The organism is Acinetobacter pseudolwoffii (assembly GCF_002803605.1).
In the GTDB taxonomy this organism is placed as follows: Bacteria; Pseudomonadota; Gammaproteobacteria; order Pseudomonadales; family Moraxellaceae; genus Acinetobacter; species Acinetobacter pseudolwoffii.
Map to the genome: position 1 here is coordinate 36,165 of NZ_PHRG01000003.1, position 16,157 is coordinate 52,321.

General features: G+C 43.4%; 15 protein-coding genes. 12 read left to right on the forward strand and 3 right to left on the reverse strand.

Going from position 1 to position 16,157, the window contains the following annotated elements:
• The first annotated feature begins 19 nt into the window (after positions 1-19).
• The 8 genes from hemL to CWI32_RS07090 all read left to right on the forward strand — a co-directional run bounded on the left by hemL (position 20) and on the right by CWI32_RS07090 (position 8,708).
• Positions 20-1,321: a glutamate-1-semialdehyde 2,1-aminomutase gene (gene hemL, locus CWI32_RS07055; protein ID WP_100534952.1), complete on the forward strand. Its 1,302-nt coding sequence runs from the start codon at positions 20-22 to the stop codon at positions 1,319-1,321.
• Positions 1,322-1,469: 148 nt separating this feature from the next.
• Complete coding sequence (locus CWI32_RS07060; RefSeq protein WP_100534953.1) at positions 1,470-1,886, forward strand: GlcG/HbpS family heme-binding protein; 417 nt, start codon at positions 1,470-1,472, stop codon at positions 1,884-1,886.
• A 141-nt stretch (positions 1,887-2,027) separates the two neighbouring features.
• On the forward strand, positions 2,028-2,822 hold the full coding sequence (locus CWI32_RS07065) for a hypothetical protein (protein WP_100534954.1): 795 nt from the start codon (positions 2,028-2,030) through the stop codon (positions 2,820-2,822).
• A 66-nt stretch (positions 2,823-2,888) separates the two neighbouring features.
• Positions 2,889-3,596 carry a phosphopantetheine-binding protein gene (locus tag CWI32_RS07070; protein ID WP_100534955.1) on the forward strand — a complete coding sequence of 236 codons (708 nt, stop codon included), beginning with the start codon at positions 2,889-2,891 and terminating at the stop codon, positions 3,594-3,596.
• Positions 3,597-3,729: 133 nt separating this feature from the next.
• Positions 3,730-4,374, forward strand: a complete 645-nt coding sequence (locus tag CWI32_RS07075) for an RluA family pseudouridine synthase (RefSeq protein ID WP_100534956.1) — start codon at positions 3,730-3,732, stop codon at positions 4,372-4,374.
• A 143-nt stretch (positions 4,375-4,517) separates the two neighbouring features.
• Positions 4,518-7,355, forward strand: a complete 2,838-nt coding sequence (rapA, locus tag CWI32_RS07080) for an RNA polymerase-associated protein RapA (protein WP_100534957.1) — start codon at positions 4,518-4,520, stop codon at positions 7,353-7,355.
• Positions 7,356-7,501: 146 nt separating this feature from the next.
• Positions 7,502-7,768 carry a PAAR domain-containing protein gene (locus tag CWI32_RS07085; RefSeq protein WP_100534958.1) on the forward strand — a complete coding sequence of 89 codons (267 nt, stop codon included), beginning with the start codon at positions 7,502-7,504 and terminating at the stop codon, positions 7,766-7,768.
• Between the two features lie 139 nt (positions 7,769-7,907).
• Complete coding sequence (locus tag CWI32_RS07090) at positions 7,908-8,708, forward strand: alpha/beta fold hydrolase (protein ID WP_005096624.1); 801 nt, start codon at positions 7,908-7,910, stop codon at positions 8,706-8,708.
• Positions 8,709-9,074: 366 nt separating this feature from the next.
• On the opposite strand, the gene fabR is transcribed toward CWI32_RS07090, so the two are convergent.
• Complete coding sequence (gene fabR / locus CWI32_RS07095) at positions 9,075-9,755, reverse strand: HTH-type transcriptional repressor FabR (RefSeq protein WP_005096625.1); 681 nt, start codon at positions 9,753-9,755, stop codon at positions 9,075-9,077.
• 153 nt (positions 9,756-9,908) lie between these two features.
• Between fabR and CWI32_RS07100 the strand changes: the two genes are divergently transcribed.
• Both CWI32_RS07100 and CWI32_RS07105 read left to right on the forward strand, forming a co-directional pair.
• Entirely contained in the window at positions 9,909-10,973 is a 1,065-nt protein-coding gene (locus CWI32_RS07100) for a flavin reductase family protein (protein WP_034608544.1), read from the forward strand.
• A 14-nt stretch (positions 10,974-10,987) separates the two neighbouring features.
• Positions 10,988-12,082 (forward strand): fatty acid desaturase family protein, encoded by a 1,095-nt coding sequence (locus CWI32_RS07105; protein ID WP_100534959.1) that lies wholly within the window; start codon positions 10,988-10,990, stop codon positions 12,080-12,082.
• 193 nt (positions 12,083-12,275) lie between these two features.
• Here CWI32_RS07105 and CWI32_RS07110 read toward each other — a convergent pair whose 3' ends face one another.
• Complete coding sequence (locus CWI32_RS07110) at positions 12,276-12,929, reverse strand: HAD family hydrolase (RefSeq protein ID WP_100534960.1); 654 nt, start codon at positions 12,927-12,929, stop codon at positions 12,276-12,278.
• Positions 12,896-14,104, reverse strand: a complete 1,209-nt coding sequence (locus CWI32_RS07115) for a DUF1615 family protein (protein WP_005096631.1) — start codon at positions 14,102-14,104, stop codon at positions 12,896-12,898. Before CWI32_RS07115 ends, CWI32_RS07110 begins: the two co-directional genes overlap by 34 nt.
• A gap of 80 nt (positions 14,105-14,184) precedes the next feature.
• Here CWI32_RS07115 and dusB point away from each other — a divergent pair, with 80 nt between their 5' ends.
• A complete protein-coding gene (dusB, locus tag CWI32_RS07120; RefSeq protein WP_100328724.1) occupies positions 14,185-15,210 on the forward strand; it encodes a tRNA dihydrouridine synthase DusB in 1,026 nt (341 codons plus the stop codon).
• A gap of 248 nt (positions 15,211-15,458) precedes the next feature.
• Positions 15,459-16,136, forward strand: coding sequence for a hypothetical protein (locus tag CWI32_RS07125; protein WP_100357098.1), 678 nt, complete (start codon positions 15,459-15,461; stop codon positions 16,134-16,136).
• Positions 16,137-16,157 lie beyond the last annotated feature (21 nt).

The following is a 16,157-nucleotide window of genomic DNA, read 5'->3' on the forward strand; positions in this document are numbered from 1 at the left end:
TTTTGAGTCGAGTGCCTTCATGAGCTTATCTCCAAAGCAAGAACAATTGTTCAAACAAGCCAATAAACATATTCCGGGTGGCGTCAATTCACCTGTACGCGCATTTAACGGCGTCGGTGGTACACCGGTCTTTATCGAAAAAGCCCAAGGTGCCTATCTCTATGATGTAGATGGCAAGCGTTATGTGGACTATGTGGGTTCATGGGGGCCGATGATTCTGGGCCATGCGCATCCAGCAATTATTAAAGCGGTTCAGGATGCCGCAGTAGACGGTTTGAGCTTTGGTGCGCCCACAGTTCATGAAACCACGCTTGCAGATATTATTTGCGAGATCATGCCATCGATTGAACTGGTGCGTATGACCAACTCAGGTACAGAAGCGACCATGACCGCGATTCGTTTAGCGCGTGGTTATACTGGCCGTGACAAGATTGTAAAATTTGAAGGCTGTTATCACGGTCACTCCGATTCATTATTGGTAAAAGCCGGTTCAGGTTTATTGACCAGTGGAGAAGGGGAAGCGACGTCTGCAGGCGTGCCAGCGGATTTTGCCAAACATACCTTAACACTTCCGTATAACGACATCGCGACTTTAAAAGAATGCTTTGCCAAATTCGGTTCAGAAATTGCCGGTGTGATTGTTGAGCCAGTCGCAGGCAACATGAACCTGGTGAAACCAATTGACGGTTTCCTGCAAGCAATTCGTGATGTCTGTGATGAGCATGGTTCAGTGTTTATCATTGATGAAGTGATGACCGGTTTCCGTGTCGGTCTTGGCGGTGCACAGGCTCATTATGGCGTAACTCCGGATTTAACCACTTTAGGTAAAATCATTGGTGCAGGCCTGCCAGTGGGCGCTTTCGGTGGTAAGCGTGAAGTGATGGAATGCATTGCGCCTTTAGGTAAGGTGTATCAAGCAGGTACGCTATCAGGTAATCCGCTGGCAATGCGTGCAGGTATCGAGATGTTTAAACATCTCCGTGCTGAAGGTTTCTACGAGAAATTATCTGCGCAACTTGAGAAACTGTTAGTTGGCTTACAAGCTGCTGCGGATGAAGCAGGTATTCCGTTTAAGACACAACAGGTCGGTGGTATGTTTGGTCTTTACTTTACAGATCAAGAAGACATCACCAGCTTTGATTCGATGTTGAAATGTGATGTCGATGCTTTCCGTAAATTCTTCCATGGCATGTTAAGTCGTGGCGTAAACCTTGCGCCATCTGCTTTTGAAGCAGGATTTATTTCAGCTGCGCATTCTGATGAAGATATTGCTTTCACGATTCAAGCAGCGAAAGAAACTTTTGCTGAGATGAAAGCGTAATTTATACCTCTCCCAAACCCTCTCCTTAAAGGAGAGGGCTTTCATCTATCGAATAGAAATGAAAATTTAAAGACTTCTTACTGTATTCTTGCGCCATATAGGGCTCAGGCTTAGGGAAAATTACATTTAAAATTAGGGATATTTATTCATGCAAACCAAACATTATTTGACTTTAAGTGATGCTGAATTTTTATTAGATCAAGCTCATCAATATGCGATTCAGAACAGTTTTAATGTCAGTATTGCTGTGGTGGATGAAACGGGTAATTTACTTGTGATGAAGCGTATGGATGGTGCAGCACCAATGACTGCAAATCTGGCCATCGAAAAAGCTAAATGTTCTGCCATGAGTCGCCATCCATCCAAACTTTTTGAAGACATTATCAAAGGTGGGCAGATGGGCTTTCTGACTATGGAATCATTTTCAGGAATGCTGGAGGGTGGTGAGCCAATTATGTACCAAGGGCAGCTCGTCGGTGCGATGGGTGTGTCGGGTGTGAAGTCGTTTGAAGATGCGGAGATTGCACAGGTAGCGATTGAGAAGTTTTTAGAACATGTGGTTTAGATTGATTTACAGTAGGAAATCAAAATATAACAGCCTAGACTGATAGTTCTAGGCGAATCAGTTTAAACAAAGCTCTATCTAAGATTTGAATATTACTTGAGCTGATACCAACTAAATAAGAATAAATTTTGGGAATAATGGATGATCAAAAAAATAATTTTCATTTTGCTTAATAGTATCTTTATTAGCGCCTGTAGTGATTCAGTAGAAGTGGATCATAGCTATGATGATGTACAATATTATGAAGATAATTCCCAAACTGGCGATTTAATTATGTGGGGAATTTCGCCTGAATTAATCATTAAAACTTATGTTGGCGCGAAACAGAATATTGCTGAAAATACAGTGTTGAGTAGTCCTTTTCTAGGCCAGTTTCCAATAAATTTTGAGCCAACCACATATATTTCGAATAGTCTAGATAATATCGAAAATGTTGCGGATTTTGAAAATCCAATGCAATTTAATTTATTACTCAATCAAGCTAAAGATATACCAATAAATAATTTTTATGATAAAAATCATAAAAACCAAGTTAAAGTACATGTGCAAAATTTTAGTAAAGCTGATCCCTTATATTTTAAATATAAACAGACACCACGAGAATGGATAAATTATTTAATATCGCATCAATATGTAAAATATGAAGACTCATTTAAAAAGTTTGATCTAGATTGCTATTCATTAAATTTTGACTCTTCGATCGCTTATCATTGTATTGGTCGTGCATCAGACCAATACCAAACAGAATTTTTAATGAAAATTACCAAAAATATTGAGAATCAACAGATCATTACAACAACAGTTGAAACACCCTTATATCCGAATGTGCGAGTCGAGTGGAGAATGACTCGTGACTCCTTGAATGACTGGAAAGTTGTAGATCGAAATATTTGGCATTTATTAAGTATTTGGAATGTAAGTCAGTACAGAAAATAATATGTGCTTTTGATGTTGTGAGTTAGCATATTCTCATTTATTAAATTATCTTATGAAGTTTTTTAAATGCTTTACCCCGTGCCCAAAAAAATCCAACTTGCGCCATCACAAGCCAAATGGCAGCTTGCATCAAATGAATCCGTTTTGGTTTTAGTCGGATTGCAAAACTTACGTATGCAGCAGGGGATACAAGAGAGTGGACTCATGGCAAATTTGATTCAACTGACCAATAAAGCCAAAGCGCTGGATATTCCGATTGTTGACTTATATGGTGATGACCTGATGCAAGGCATGCAGCAATTGGGAGAATATGCCTCAACCCATCCGCAGCTGATTTTTGCCGGGCAGGTCACACCAATGCTGAAACAGATTTTACCGCATCTGCAAAGTGTCACCGAGCAAATCTGTGTAGTTGATGATGCGATTTTATTGTCAAATCAAGATCAGCATATTCAGTGGATTGAAAATATTTCGGCACAGGGGATACATCACTTAAATATCTATAGCCTGACTCGCTTATGGGATTTAAGCGCGCCGTCAGAATATGTATTGTCGACCAAAGGCATTATGTTGGCCGTCGCAGAACAGCTGGATATGGATCCCTTGGAAATTGATCCCTATGTCGATTTAAGAAATTATGGATTGGACTCTGTAGCTGTGGTGAGTTTGGTCGGTGTATGGCGTGCACATGGTGCCAATATTCGTTATGAAGATGTACGACAGCATCCGTCTTTGCATGAATTGGCAGGCTTCATTTTACAATCCTCAGGTTGATACGCTGCGATTGAGCATTTTTATGACCTAAATCGGAAATTTCATCAGCATTTACATAAAAGCGCATTGTAATTATGGGCGAAGCTTTCTATCATGGCCGCCTTGTTTTTCGCGATCAGCCTGGGATTGAACTTTGAGTAATTTTCTAACCGAACATCTGATACATCGTGATGACGATTTTATAGTCATCCACAAACCTGCAGGTTTACTCACAGTTCCCGGTAAAACAGAAGATTTACAAGATTGCCTGATTAACCGATTATTAAAAATAGAACCAAAAACCTTACTGATCCATCGACTGGATCGCGATACTTCCGGCATTCTCGTGTTTGGTCTAACAAAATGGGGACAAAAAAACATTTCCCGCCAGTTTCAGGAACGCCAGACCGACAAAACCTATCAGGCCGTGGTTGCCGGTACACTCGAAGGTGAAGGTAGCATTGAGGTGCCAGTGGTATATGACCCAAGCCGTCCGCCCTTACATATCGCAGATCCCGCACATAACAAGCCGGCCATCACGCATTGGCAGGCGATCGAACACTTTAATATTCAGGAACAAGCCGTGACTCGGGTGAAACTTACGCCAATTACCGGCCGTTCGCATCAGTTGCGTGTGCATATGCAATATCTGGGGCATCCGATTATCGGCGATACCTTATATGCGACACCTGAACAGCAACAGCTCAGCTCGCGTCTACATTTACATGCTGAACGTTTGAGTTTTTATCATCCTCAAACAGATCAGCTGGTCGAATTTTATTGTCCGGCGCCGTTCTAGGAAATACTTCTTGAATCGGCGTGAATTATGCTCACTTTTTAGTGGGCTTTATGTCAAAATACATTGCTTGAAGGTGTGAAATTTTGCTCCAATGACGTTTCGTGATTGAGCCTAATATTCATAATCTTGTACTTAAGATAAAGGTGGAAAAATTGCAGCAATTTGCTATTGGTCAACGTTGGTTATCAGATACTGAAACAGAACTCGGTTTAGGCGTTCTTATTGATGTTGATGAGCGGTCGGTTAGCATTTTATTCCCGAAAAGCGATGAAACTCGCGTCTATGCACGTAGCAATGCACCCTTATCTCGTATCGTATTTAATGTGAAAGATGAATTACAGGATCAGGAAGGGACCAAATGGATTGTAGAATCCGTGGAAGACCGCAATGGCGTGGTGCGTTATCACGTCATTCGTACCCTGGAAGATGGGACTGAAGAACGTAAATCGCTGAATGAAACCCGCATTGGTGCCACCATCCAGTTGTCCAAGCCTCTAGACCGTTTATTGGCCAGTCAGGTCGATTATAAAGAATGGTATGACCTGCGTATTGAAGCGCTGCTGATGCAGGCCAATATGCAAAGCAGTCCACTGCGTGGTCTGGTCGGTTCACGTGTCGGCCTGATTCCACACCAGTTGTATATTGCGCATGAAGTCGGTCAGCGTTTTGCTCCGCGTGTATTACTGGCCGATGAAGTCGGTCTGGGTAAAACTATCGAAGCGGGTTTGATTATCCATCAACAGCTGAAAACTGGCCGTTCTGAACGCATCCTGATTTTAGTACCGGATTCGCTGCAATATCAGTGGATGATTGAGATGCGCCGTCGTTTCAATCTTGAGTTCTCGTTATTTGATTTGACCCGTACTGCATCAATCAAAGAGCATGATCCTGAACAAAACCCATTCCTGACCGAACAAAAAATTATTGCCTCTGTCGATTTGATGGTCGACCATGAAGATCTGCGTGAACAGGCGCTCGAAGCCGGTTTCGACTTGCTGGTGGTCGATGAAGCACATCATTTGATGTGGAGCGAAGAAGATGGCGGTAATGACCGTTATGATCTGGTCGAAGAACTGGCTGAACATACGCCGGGCGTATTGTTATTGACGGCAACACCGGAACAGCTCGGGGTAGAAAGTCACTTTGCACGCCTGCGTTTACTCGATCCGCAGCGCTTTAACTCGCTGGATCGTTTCCTGGATGAAGAAGCGCAATATCAGCACACCGCTAAAATTGCAGAAGTGTTGATGTCAAATCTGCCACTTGAAGCAGAACATTTGACTGCGATTGAGGCCTTGTTGGGTCATTCAATTGAAGATCATCCTGAGCAGCGTTTCCGTGCCATTCACGAACTTTTAGACCGTCATGGTACCGGTCGTATCCTGTTTCGTAATACGCGTGAAGCCATTCAGGGCTTCCCGGGTCGTGACTGTCAGCCGGCACCATTACCGGCACCGGAACACTGGTCGAAAGATGGTAAGTTGCGTGAGCAAATGTGGCCTGAAGAAGCCCAGCTCGATGGTGCATGGATGGAAGCCGATCCACGCGTGATGTGGCTGATGGAGCGTTTACGTACCGATCTTAAACACAAGAAAGTCTTACTGATTGCGCGTAGCGGGCCAGTGGTTGAAGCGCTGGAAAATGTACTTCGCTTACATGCCGGTATTCGTACCGCGATGTTCCATGAAGGCATGAGCTTGTTAGAGCGTGATCAGGCTGCCGCTTATTTTGCTGAAGATTCGTATGGCGCGCAGATTCTGCTTTGTTCGGAAATTGGTTCAGAAGGGCGTAACTTCCAGTTTGCATCTGATCTGATTCTGTTCGATCTTCCTGCCAACCCGGACGTTTTAGAGCAGCGTATTGGCCGTTTAGATCGTATCGGTCAGGAAAACCGGATTCAGATTCATGTGCCTTATCTGGTGGGAACTGCGCAAGAACGTATGTTCCGCTGGTATAACGAAGCCTTGAATATTTTCGGCAATATTTCCCCAACTGCACAAACCTTGCAAGAAAACTTTATTGTTCGCTTGAAAGACTGTCTATTGGCAGACAAAGGTCAAGCGTTTGAAGACCTGCTGGAAGAAGTCAGCGTGCAACGTGAAGCGCTGGAAGCTGAATTGCAGGAAGGCCGTGACCGTTTGCTAGAGTACAACTCTTGCCGTCCGGTGGTAGCACAGGAAATTGTCAACGCACTTGAAGACTATGATGACAATACTACTTTGCCGATCTTCATGAAACGCTTTATGGCGTCCACGAATATTGACTTTGACGAGCAAAGTAACGGTACCGTGATCATCAAGCCAACAGATCAAATGCAGGTTCAAGGTTTGACGCTGGATGAAGAAGGCATCACTGCCACTTTCTATCGTGATCAGGCACAAATCCGCGAAGATGCGCAATACCTGACCCTGGAACATCCATTCACTGAAAGTGTGATGGAAATGATCAATACTCAAGGCTTTGGTAGCACCAACGTTGCGGTATTAAAATCTGCGGCACTGCCACAAGGTTCGGTATTGCTGGAAGTCTGGTTCAAGGTCGATGTGGTTGCACCGAAAGCATTGAACTTGCCATCAAGCCTGCCGCAACAATTGGTTCGTGTGTTATTAAGCGAGAAAGGTCAGGATCTTTCACAAAAAATTGCGCCTGAAATTTTAAAACCGTATCTGCATCATTTAGATGGCAACAGCTGCCGTCAGGTGGTGAAAGCACGTCGTGATGTGATTGAGGCACGTTATCAGCAAGCACTTGAATTGGCACGCAGTGCATTGCCAAACTTCAAGCAGCAAGCCAAAGAAGTGTATGGTAATAAATGGCAATATGAAATTGACCGTCTGACCTATCTGAAACAGTTTAATCCAAGTATCCGTGAAGATGAAATTTCACGTTTACAGAAGTTGCAGAAAGAAGGTCTCGGCCTACTGGATGGTTTATCTGTGACGCCAGAAGCCATTCAGGTGATGGTAGTCGTCAAGCCTTAAGTTTTAAGCAATTAAAAAATGCAGCTTTCGGGCTGCTTTTTTTTATGGCCGAAATTCGGCTTTTATATTGTTTTGGTCGGGGAATACTGGCCTGTCATTTTTCTTGTGTTTAAAATCAGTCTAACTAATAACCAGAAATAATAAACATGTCCAAAGCCTTTATTGGTCTCGGTGCCAAAACCACTCACGGTGGTATTGTGGTGGAAAGTGAGCCGTCTTTTATTATGAAAGGCATCGCCGTACATTTAAATGGCATGACGCATTATTGTCCCAAATGCCAGACCATGGTCACCGCAATCTCCAGCGATTTATCTATTACTGTCAAAGGACGGGCAATGCTTATCGCAGGGGATAAGACCAGTTGCGGCGCGACTTTTCTAGCCATGCAGCATTTGACGGTATCGCAGAAATAAATCTTAAATTCGTTTAATAAAATAAGAAGAGCTGACTTCAAGGTCATGCTTTGAGCGTTTTGGCACTATCACATGACTTTTCAGATCAGTAAGCTCATCCGATGATTTCAGGATGAATACGCGCTGCGTTTGGAAAATAATGAAACAAGCCCTACATTTTACCCATGCCAATGGCATCCCTGCGGCAACCTATCAGAAATTTCTGGACTGTTTCCAGCCAGAATATGAGGTCAAAGCGATTCCCTTGATTGGCATGAAGTCGCAATATCCGATTACGCCAGACTGGCGCTATCTGGTCGATGAAGTCATTGCAGATATCGAGCAGCAATTTCCTCAGCAGCAGGTGGTGGGTCTCGGACATTCCTTTGGTGGTCTGGTGACTTTGATGGCAGCGTATCGACGTCCGGAACTGTTTTCCAAACTGTTAATTATGGATCCGCCATTTATTATTGGAAAAAACAGCGCCATGTTTGAACTGGTTAAAAAGCTGAATCTGAAAAGTATCGATCGCTATACACCTGCAGGAATTACGCTAAAACGCAAGGATCACTGGCCATCGAAACAGGCCGCAGTTGATGCACTCAGATCAAACCGCTTATTTAGCAATTTTGATGAGCAATGTTTTGCTGATTATATCGAGAGTGGCATTCAGCCAGAACCTGAACGCGGTGGGGTGACTTTGAGCATTCCAAAACAGGTAGAAGCGGAGATTTTCCGGACTGTACCGGCATGGTGGTGGCGTACGCCAAGACGACCACCTGAAGTGCCGATTCATCTGATGACTGCAGAGCAGAGCCAGTTTTATCAGCAGGGTTTGCCTCAAGGCATGCACAAGATTTATCGGATCAATTATTCAGTGGTCGAGGGCGGACATATGTTTCCGCTTGAGTATCCGGAAGCGACTGCAAAGGCGGTCAAAGCTCAACTTGTACTGTTGTAATCGTCATAAAAAAGAGACGACTGGTACCACTACTGTTGCACAATTTTAACTAGGCTATAGTTTGAATTGTATGGAGTAATAAAAGCAATTCGATAGTGTTTTTAAATATCTGATATTTATACTTGGATATTGCGCAGCCTCATCTTTCCTTTAAAAGTTTCAATGGATTTGTGCAGGCGCAACCCTACTTTGGAAAGCCCCAAAGTAGGCAAAAGTCTCTTATTACCCATACACGACGTCCTGTCGTGATAGGTAGTGTGTGGCATCCCTGCCACACGCGCGTAACTTAAAGCTAATCACTTTAACTTTGGGACAGTAATCCGTCTAGTACGTCTCTTTTTATATCATTTTACGCAAATTGGAAAATTAACGCAGCTGCGAATCTTCCAGATGGCGAGCGCCTTCCAGAATCATCCGAATCATGAGCATGGTCTGTTCGGCAATTTCCTGGCGGTCTTCAGCCGGCATGTCAATGACATTGGCCCCCATGTTAAACACCAGTTGAGTAATGGCTTTGGCGGCAATATCGGCATGTAATAACTTTCTATTATTCAGGCGTTCCAGACGAATCAAATCATCCTGCAATTCCTGCTGAAAATAATTTAACTGGCGTTCTACAGCCTGTTTATACGATTTTGAACCGGTATAACCTTCACGCAATAACAGGCTTAAATTGCCTTCATCTGCATCCAGCTGGGCAATAAAAATTTCGACCGAACTACGAATAATACTGCTTTGTCGGGAGGCTTTTAAGCGTGCTTCATGCAAAATCTGACGTAATACAATCCCGGCACGATCAATCAGCTCAATGGCCAGCTCATCAATATCTTTAAAATGACGATAGAAACTGTTTGGCGCAATACCGGCCTCACGTGCGACTTCGCGCAGGCTCAACGATGCAATACTTTTTTGTGGACCAATCAGGTTTAATGCTGCCTGAAACAGTTCTTCTTTGGTAATGGTGGCCTTGCGACCGACACTCCGTACGATAATCGGCTCATCAATGCTTTTCGATTGTAGTAGAGATGCGTCACTGCTTATTTTCATTGAAGGCTCGTTCATCAATAGGTTCATGCATGAATCGTTTGATTATAACCGAGCACGACAGGCTTGTGAAATGAATGGAAACAATACACATGTATATACAAATATATATACATGTGTATAATAATTCAAAACCTCAAGATGATGTCGATAACGATGCATGTACTCCAAAAACTTAAAATGCCGTTGAATGCACTGTCTGACAGTGTCGTCGATCAGCATGCGATTAATTTCTGGATTCAGAAACTCAATCCGATATGGTCGTTGAATCAGCCATTGGGCAAGATTGTGCACAAGGAAAATGCTGCACAGGATATGCTGAGTCTGAAAATTCAGGTGAATCGTTTATTTAAGTTTGGTAAAGCGGGGCAACACCATCCGGTCTATGTGGTGGTGAAGGGCATCCGTTATGAACGTAGCTATAGTTTGACCCATGTAGATGCCCAGCATGTGTTATTGACTGTGAAAAAAGTCCATGCCGGTAAAGTCAGCACCTGGTTTGCAGAGCAGGCGCAAGTGGGTGATGTCATCGAATTTGGTCAGCCTTATGGCGATATGACTGTGCCTCAGCAGGCGAGTCCACTGATCTTGCTTGCAGCAGGCAGCGGGATTACCCCAATGCTGAGCATGCTGGAAAGCCTGAGCAAAAAGGGTGAATTATCAACACCAGTGAGCTTGTGGTACTGGGTTAAAAAACATCAGGATGCAGCATTTAAAGCACGTTTCGAAGAACTTGCTCAGAAACATGCAAATTTCTCATTTCATGTTTATGCCACGCAAGAACAAGCTGCGGCAGCTCGTCTGAATGAAACTTATCTGACAGATTTGCAAAATCTGGAAAATAGCACGGTCTATTGCTGCGGCCCGTCAGGTTTTGTATCGACTGCAGAGCAGCTGTTTGCTTCAGCCAAAGAGTTTAAGGGTGAAGCCTTTAGCATGAGTCTGGCGGATCAATCCGATATCGGCTTTATTAATGTCACCCTGACTCAGTCGAAAAAAATTGTCAGTATTCCAAAAGGCCAGTCCATTTTGGTGAGTCTGGAACAACAAAATATCAAACCGACACATGGTTGCCGTATGGGCATTTGTAATAAATGCGCCTGCAATAAAGTGGAAGGTTCGACCAAGAATTTGGTAAACGGCGCACGAAATACTGAGCCAGGTAATCTGCTCAAAATTTGTGTTAACTCAGCGCAGACTGATCTAGTCATCGACCTATAAGCGAGTTTTATCCTATGAATATGCCAGTAAAATTTCAATATTTTAAAAATCCTAAAAACCGTGAATTATCACAAGTAGAACTCGATGAACTTGCACGTGAACTTGATGCGATCAAGCAAGAAGTGCTGGATGATTTAGGTGAAAAAGACGCGAAATATATCCGTCGTGTCTATTCAACCATCCGTTATTCATCAATTGCCGGTCGTGCGCTATTGTTTGCAGGCTGGTTCCCACCAGCATGGTTGCTAGGCACAGGTCTATTAGGCTTTGCCAAAATCATGGAAAACATGGAACTGGGTCACAATGTCATGCATGGTCAGTATGACTGGATGAATGATCCTAAAATGAATGGTCAGACCTATGAATGGGATATCGTAGGTACTTCGGATAACTGGCGTCAAACCCATAACTTTAAACATCATACTTATACCAATATTAAAGGTATGGATGATGATATCGGTTATGGTCTATTGCGTCTGTTCCCGGAACAGCGCTGGAAACCGGGTTATTTACTACAACCAATTTATGCAGTGCCATTCTGTTTGCTGTTCCAGTGGGGTGTTGCGATTCAGAATCTTGAATTGGGTAAATACTTCAAAGGCCGTAAAAGCAAAGAGCAGACCAAAGAAGAATGGCGTCCAATGCAGAGCAAAATCGGTAAACAGCTGTTTAAAGATTATGTATTCTTCCCACTCATCGCGGGTCCTGCGGCTTTACCGGTTTTAACCGGCAATATGGTGGCCAATGGTCTGCGTAATATCTGGACGTTCAGTATTATTTTCTGTGGCCACTTTACCAAAGATGTAGAGGTGTTCCCGAAATCGGTACTGCAAAATGAGAGCCGTGGTCACTGGTATATGCGCCAGATTCGTGGTTCATCTAACCTGACCGGTTCTGAAGCATTCCATATCTTGACGGGTCATTTAAGTCACCAGATTGAACATCATCTGTATCCTGATGTGCCTGCCCGTCGTTATCGCCAAATGGCGCCAAAAGTTCAGGCGGTGTGTGAAAAATATGGTTTGAACTACAACAATGCCAGTCTGGTAAAACAGTACGGCAGTGTGATCAAACGTATTGTGAAATATGCATTTCCGTTTAAGAAATAATTTTTCTTAAAGCTAAAAAACCACTTCATTTGAAGTGGTTTTTTTATTTAGGAGGCTAATACTTACAGGAAGTAAAAGCCCTGATTGCGAAGCTATTTAAGATGATTTCAAGGCATAAAGTAAAAAAGTTAATCTGCCATTTATAGCGTTGTCTAAAGGCATTTAGTTGGTTAACCCTATAGAATGGAAAGGACTAATATGGCATCGAATGAGCTGAAATATTAATTTTTGGAAGCTGTTGATCTTGACCCTCAAAATAGCTTTGCTGCGCCAGACTGAGCATTTCTATATCTTCCTTGCTATTCCCATAAGCATAAATTTCAGCATAATCTTCCAGACGATATTTTTCTAGAATTCTCAGTTTCTTCTGCGCATTACTACAATCTGGAGTCTGATAAAATCCTGTTATTTTTCCAGCTTTGATTTCAACTTCGCTACACAGTAAATCGATATTTAAATAGGTACAGACCGGTTTCAAGTATAAATCCAGTGATGCTGAAACCAGCGCGATCTCATGACCCAGTTGCTGATGTTGCCGAAGTTGCTGCAACAGTTTTGGATTAAACTTAAAGACCAGCTGCTGGGCATAGTCCTGCGCCAGTTGTAAAATTTCTTCTGCATCGCTGTCCTTAAACATGTTGCCATACAATTTTGGACGCATCGCATGGGCAGGGTACAGCTTCAGATAATAGGCCTGAATCCAGGGCAGGAGACGAATGCCGCGTCTTAAAATATGCCGTTTTTTCAAGGCATAGAAAATGAACCCGGTAAAACTGTCGTCTGTATACAGGGTGCCATCAAAATCAAATAAGGCTAGAGTTTTAGGTGTTTGATTTTGCGCATGCATGTTTGATATCGACCATCGACACGGGTGGCAAACCAGTTGGTATTGTAATCACGACTCAGTTTTGGTCCGGAAATGACCACTTCCGGCATGATTGCATACATCGGATCTTTGCCTGTTTTTTCCTGATAGAGCTTGCTGATCCCACGATAGGTCATGGTATCTTCAAAATCTTTCTCTTTTTCTTTCTTTAAATCGGCGCGGATTTGACGTTCGGTAATAATAAAATTATTTTTCGCAAATACACTAATCAGCTCGCGCTCGGATTGACTCTTCTGCGAACGGATCGCGCCATCTTTGTTATAGAGTAATAAATCGCCATCCAGATCGAGTTCAGCTTCAGTTAAATCATTGAGCATGCTCTGAAAAGCGGCATTCCGGCTGGAATACATGCCCGAGTTATAGTCTGCAAAACGGTAGATCGGTTTGTCATAATCTGCAGGATACATCATTAGACGATGAATCCCGTAATATAGGCCGCCATATTGCGTATAGACATCGGAGCGTAAGGCTGCGATGTTGCCACCTTGACGTTTATATTCCTTGACATAACTAATATGCACTTGCATTGAACCCAAAGTGGTAATCGGATTCATTTTCTCGCCAATGTTCTGGCCGACCAGTTTTGCAGCACCGGTCAGTGCGCTGACATGGTAATGCTTCGACATATAGTCAAATATTTCACGATATAACTCATCCAGTTCCCGTTCGGTTTTTACCCGGCGCATCTGGCTTAAATAGTTATCTTCTGGGCTTGGATGGTTCTTGAGTACTTCCTGGAAATATCCCGCAACTGTTCCACCGATTGCTTGTCCGAGTTTATCTTTAAATTTTTCTTCAAGACGATCCTGAACTTCTTTAACCGCTTTTTCTCCCAGACCTGGTACTGTAGGGTCTGCCACAAAATTGGATTCCTGATCGACCACGGCCACAATCGTGCAGACATTTTCCTTGGTTTGAGGAATACCCAGCTGTTCGGTGATGTCGTAAATATCTTGTGCCCAGGACTCACGCTGATTTACCCGACTCGGAATTGCTTTACGAATATGTTCAACTTCAAGTGTCGGTTCATCATCTTTTGACCACCATGAACCGTTGCCACAGCCGGCAAGACCCAGAGAAAGTGCAAGTACAGACAATGACTTAACAGAAAAACAATCAGCAAAAGTTTTATTCATGGTGTGGTAAATTAATTGAAAAGATGAGCGAATAAGGCAGATGCAGTATACTATGCCCATCAAAAAAGTGATGAATTTATATGTATATTGGTCCATATCAACTGTCAAACAATTTGATTGTCGCCCCCATGGCAGGTGTGACTGACCGTCCGTTTAGAACCTTGTGCAAGTATTTTGGTGCAGGTCATGCGGTCAGTGAAATGATGACCTCAGACAAAACTTTGCGTATGAGCAAAAAAAGTCTCTACCGTGCCAATTTTGATGGGGAGCTGGCACCCATCTCAGCCCAGATTGCCGGTTCAGATCCACAAGATCTGGCCGAGGCTGCGCGTTATCAGGTGGCCAATGGTGCACAAATTGTTGATATTAATATGGGCTGTCCAGCCAAAAAGGTCTGTAATCGATTAGCCGGTTCAGCCTTGCTACAGGATGAAGATTTAGTTGCCCGTATCTTGGATACCGTCGTGGCTGCGGTCGATGTGCCGGTGACTTTAAAAACCCGTCTGGGGTATTTAAATGGTCATGAAAATATCATGCGGGTGGCAAAACGTGCGGAAGATGCCGGAATTGCGGCGCTGGCTTTACATGGCCGTACCCGTGAAGATATGTATTTAAATACCGCCCGTTATTCACTCATTAAAGATGTAAAAGACATGTTGAATATTCCCGTGATTGCCAACGGAGATATTGACAGTCCTGAAAAAGCCAAATACGTACTGGATTATACCGGTGCAGATGCCATCATGATCGGACGTGCAGCACAAGGTCGTCCCTGGATTTTTCGTGAAATTGCCCATTATTTAAAAACTGGCCAATATCTGGATGCGCCGAGTATTACAGAAGTTAAGGATGTTCTATTGGGACATTTGGCTGAGCTATATGAGTTTTATGGCGAGTATTCCGGTTGCCGAATTTCCCGGAAACATATTGCCTGGTATACCAAAGGTCTGCGTTCAAGCAACGAGTTTCGTCAGGGCATGTATCAGGTAGAAAATACAGCTGATCAATATCGTGTAGTAGAAGATTATTTTAATACTTTACTTGAACATGGCTCAACCATGAGTGATGTTCAGGTCGAACAGGTCAATTTATTAGAGACCAAATGATGGCAGGCTAGTAGGACGCAATCAAGAAATATATTTTGTGTGAAAACACTACCTTTTTTATCTTGAGCGCGTCGATTTTAGCACGCTGTTTACACTTCAGCCGGTCAAATACATAGCACAACATTTTGTTGACTTAAACCGGACAGGACTTGGACATTGCTTACTTAAACTTGTTCTATGATGGATTCATCTAATATGAACAGGAGGTGATCCTTCTTGTTTGTAGTCATCGTCAAGGGAGATCTGTAATGACAAATACCAATCGTCCAGTCACAGAATTTAGCCATAAAACGTCAACGGAATTGCCACAAGAACGCAGTGAAGGCTTAAATATAGATCCTACTGATGCCAATGCACGTCCGGATTTAAATACTCCTGAAAAAGATAATCCGAATGTGCCAGATATGAATGAAGGCAAAGATAATCTGGCCGCGACCGGTGCGGGTACAGTAGGTGGTGCTGCTGTAGGGGCCGTTGCAGGTCTGGTCGGTGGTCCTCCAGGTGCAGTGGTGGGCGGCATTATCGGTGGTGTGGTTGGTGGCATTGCCGGTAATGATATTGCAACATCAGATCGCCAAAAACAGGCAGATAACTACCAGCATCCAGAAGTTCGAAGTGAGGCAGATAATTATCAGCATCCCGACCAGTTGATTGCCGAAGATAATTACTGGCGCGATGAGTATCATAATCGCCCGTATTTTAATGAAACGCGGAATACCTACAGCGATCTAGACTATGATCGTGACTATCGCGGCGCTTATCGCGTAGGTTATGAAAACCGTGCCATGTATGATCGTGATACAGATTTTGATCATGCGGAACCTGAACTACGGACCAAGTGGGAACAGGTGAAAGGTGAATCCCGCTTAAATTGGGAAGAAGCCAAGTTTGCAGTCAAAGATGCCTGGCATCGACTTACCCGCTAAGTCCGACTGAATAAAAAACCT

Bases quoted from the DNA above. Each gene is read 5' to 3' on its own strand.
- hemL (WP_100534952.1), top strand. From the start codon at position 20: ATGAGCTTATCTCCAAAGCAAGAACAATTGTTCAAACAAGCCAATAAA.
- CWI32_RS07060 (WP_100534953.1), top strand. From the start codon at position 1,470: ATGCAAACCAAACATTATTTGACTTTAAGTGATGCTGAATTTTTATTA.
- CWI32_RS07065 (WP_100534954.1), top strand. From the start codon at position 2,028: ATGATCAAAAAAATAATTTTCATTTTGCTTAATAGTATCTTTATTAGC.
- CWI32_RS07070 (WP_100534955.1), top strand. From the start codon at position 2,889: ATGCTTTACCCCGTGCCCAAAAAAATCCAACTTGCGCCATCACAAGCC.
- CWI32_RS07085 (WP_100534958.1), top strand. From the start codon at position 7,502: ATGTCCAAAGCCTTTATTGGTCTCGGTGCCAAAACCACTCACGGTGGT.
- CWI32_RS07090 (WP_005096624.1), top strand. From the start codon at position 7,908: ATGAAACAAGCCCTACATTTTACCCATGCCAATGGCATCCCTGCGGCA.
- fabR (WP_005096625.1), bottom strand. From the start codon at position 9,755: ATGAAAATAAGCAGTGACGCATCTCTACTACAATCGAAAAGCATTGAT.
- CWI32_RS07100 (WP_034608544.1), top strand. From the start codon at position 9,909: ATGCATGTACTCCAAAAACTTAAAATGCCGTTGAATGCACTGTCTGAC.
- CWI32_RS07105 (WP_100534959.1), top strand. From the start codon at position 10,988: ATGAATATGCCAGTAAAATTTCAATATTTTAAAAATCCTAAAAACCGT.
- CWI32_RS07110 (WP_100534960.1), bottom strand. From the start codon at position 12,929: ATGCATGCGCAAAATCAAACACCTAAAACTCTAGCCTTATTTGATTTT.
- CWI32_RS07115 (WP_005096631.1), bottom strand. From the start codon at position 14,104: ATGAATAAAACTTTTGCTGATTGTTTTTCTGTTAAGTCATTGTCTGTA.
- dusB (WP_100328724.1), top strand. From the start codon at position 14,185: ATGTATATTGGTCCATATCAACTGTCAAACAATTTGATTGTCGCCCCC.
- CWI32_RS07125 (WP_100357098.1), top strand. From the start codon at position 15,459: ATGACAAATACCAATCGTCCAGTCACAGAATTTAGCCATAAAACGTCA.